Origin of the sequence: Staphylococcus sp. EG-SA-17, from assembly GCF_017151845.1 — a bacterium.
GTDB lineage: Bacteria > Bacillota > Bacilli > Staphylococcales > Staphylococcaceae > Staphylococcus > Staphylococcus aureus.
Genome location: NZ_JACVZO010000056.1, coordinates 1 through 2,528, shown reverse-complemented (window position 1 = coordinate 2,528; position 2,528 = coordinate 1). Strand labels below are relative to the sequence as shown.

Annotated in this window: 5 protein-coding genes; 1 reads left to right on the top strand and 4 read right to left on the bottom strand. The window is 33.7% G+C overall.

Annotated elements, in window-relative coordinates:
- Positions 1 to 673, bottom strand: a 673-nt coding sequence (locus IDG65_RS13900; protein ID WP_206174176.1) for an ATP-binding protein, incomplete at its 3' end; no start/stop codon positions are given.
- A 9-nt stretch (positions 674 to 682) separates the two neighbouring features.
- Positions 683 to 1,453 (bottom strand): conserved phage C-terminal domain-containing protein, encoded by a 771-nt coding sequence (locus tag IDG65_RS13895; RefSeq protein ID WP_001566734.1) that lies wholly within the window; start codon positions 1,451 to 1,453, stop codon positions 683 to 685.
- A 65-nt stretch (positions 1,454 to 1,518) separates the two neighbouring features.
- Here IDG65_RS13895 and IDG65_RS13890 point away from each other — a divergent pair, with 65 nt between their 5' ends.
- Complete coding sequence (locus IDG65_RS13890; protein ID WP_000414755.1) at positions 1,519 to 1,800, top strand: hypothetical protein; 282 nt, start codon at positions 1,519 to 1,521, stop codon at positions 1,798 to 1,800.
- Here the strand turns inward: IDG65_RS13890 and IDG65_RS13885 are convergent.
- Both IDG65_RS13885 and IDG65_RS13880 read right to left on the bottom strand, forming a co-directional pair.
- On the bottom strand, positions 1,793 to 1,942 hold the full coding sequence (locus IDG65_RS13885; protein ID WP_001081076.1) for a hypothetical protein: 150 nt from the start codon (positions 1,940 to 1,942) through the stop codon (positions 1,793 to 1,795). The two genes, IDG65_RS13890 and IDG65_RS13885, sit on opposite strands and share 8 nt — an antisense overlap.
- The coding region (locus IDG65_RS13880; RefSeq protein ID WP_206174174.1) for a putative HNHc nuclease at positions 1,939 to 2,528 on the bottom strand (590 nt) is incomplete at its 5' end. The genes IDG65_RS13880 and IDG65_RS13885, both read right to left, overlap by 4 nt.

The window sequence follows — 2,528 nt, the reverse complement described above, 5'->3', positions numbered from 1 at the left end:
CTTTATCACTAAAGTTAGTTGTAAAGATGTTGTTTTTACCTACTCTGTTATCAACAATGCTGAAAAGTTTATTTATAGTGTGTTCTGTGTTTTCTACACCCATATCATCTAGTACAAGTAAATCAATATCGCTTAACAATCTGACTAACTCATCTGTAGTCTCAACTGCATTTTTGTTGTATGTTGCTTTGATACGATCCATTAACATTGGTATATGCATAAAAGCAACCGTATGTCCTTTAGCTTTAACTGCTTTTGCGATAGCGTATGCTAGGTGGCTTTTACCAGTTCCGTATGAACCTTGCAATATTAATGATTTCGGTTCTTTTGTAGAGAAACCTTGTACATACTCTATTGCTGTTTGTTTAGCGTGTACTTGTTTTTCATTTTGTGGTTTGTAGTTGTTGACTGTTGCATCTCTTAAAGACGGATTAACATTTGATTGATTGAATATGTTGTTTATCTTCCGTTGCTTGTTTCGCTTATATTCCTCATAGATTTCACATTTGCAACCGTCTTTATACTCGTAACCATTCGGGTGTTTTTTAGTAGGAGCGAACTTATATAAGTCGTATTCACTTCCACATCTCTCACATTTCAATCCTTTTTCGACATGAGTAGGTTGATATTTTTTTAAGCTTTCGTTTATCTTTTCGCTGAATAGTGGTTTCATAATATCCCTCTAATCCCAATAACTTTCGTCGTACTTCATGCGTTCTAATTGATCCGTGCCAGTTGGTTGTATTTTTTGATTGAGGTACCCCTCAAATTTACTGCCAAAAAGTGTTTCTGGTCTAAGGTATTTATCGCTATCCGTGTTTAACCATTCAGCTGTTTTGATATCAATCACCTTTTTAAAATCCTCCAACCTAAAATCTTGATTCCATCTTGCTTTAATAAAATCTTTTGTTTTAGATGTATTATGTTTAAAATGCTTTCCTGCTTTTTTATTTAAGTATTCGATAATTTCTTTATAGGGAATGGAAGACACCGTCGGGTTGCCCGACAATATACTTCCTTCATTATTAGTATTGTTATTATTAGTTAAATCATTATTAGTACTATTATTATTAGTAGTATGCGATTTACCATTAACGGTTTTTCCATTGTTGGTTTTACCGTTAACGGTTTTTCCAACGTTGGAAAATCGAATGTGGTGCGGTTGCTCATATACTAAGTACTCATAACCATTTAACCTACCACTTTTATCACGTTTTCTACTACGTTGAATGTATCCAATTTCTTCCAGTTCCTTGATTCCACTCTTTAAACCGCTAAGTCCATCAGTTGAATGTTGCTCTAGTTCTGTTTCGTAAATTTGCCAGTTATCAGGTCGACTTAACAAATAAAGTAGAATACCTTTAGCCTTCCAACTTATATTAGAATCATGTATAAAATCTTTGTGTACTGTGACAAAGTTACCTGATTCTTTGTAAACTCTAAATGTTGCCATTTCGTTATCTCCTTTCTGGTATAATTTTGTTATCGCTACTGCGTTAGATTGGGGGTGAATAAAATATGGAAAAACCTTATATGTTAACATATGATTTAAACTCACCCGGACAAAAATATGAGGAATTGAGAAATGTTATAAAAAAGGAAATTTCTAATGGTCATTGCAATTATTGGAAATCTTCATTTTTATTCCGTTCTTCTTTATCAACTTCAGAAATGATAGAAAAGTTGAAACCTTATCTCGATTCTGGAGATAAGCTGTTTGTTACAGAAATAGTCAATAACAAACAAGGGTGGTTAACAAAAGAACAATGGGATTTTATCAACCATAATATTTTTATTTAGGTTCTTTTATTGAATCTTTTGTTATATCAGGAAAACCTTTAGAATCCTCAGGGGTAAATTTTTTAATTTTTTTAGCGCTTCTAATCTCTTCCGCCAAGATGACGATTAGGAGTGCTATTTTTATTATTCTTAGTCTATTCATTCCTTTTTCTCTCCTTTCAGCATTTTATTGAGCCTCTCATCAACTTTTATCCACGAGTCATGCAAGTGATATTTATCATTAAACGACTTAACGCCAATCGCATGTTGCTGGTTATGATGTTCGCGACATAACGCTAATACGTGTTTGTCATAGTGATTCATCTTATTTCTGTTCATGCCTCTGCCGACTGCTTCATAATGCGCTAGGTCTGCGTGAGGCTTTCCACAAATTACACAGTTGCGGTTGATTGTAGCCCAATACAATAGTGCTTTATCTTCACTTAACAACTTGCTTGTTTCTATGCTCATAGGTATTTGATGATGAAACATAAACGCTATAATCAGTTCTATTAACTCCCTTGCAACTTTCATAGAACAGTCGCGCAGACTGATTTCTTCATAACCTTTCATAATTTCCAATTCTGTTTGTAATAATTTTCTAGTTGATTCCACCGGTTCTCCCCAGTGAAGTTCTATATCTCTACACATTGCGAATATTTTTTTGCGTTGTTCTATAGATAGTTTTTTATTATCCGGAACCTCTACTTCTGCTTTTAGTGGATATCCGTTTTCTAGTAAGTCAATGT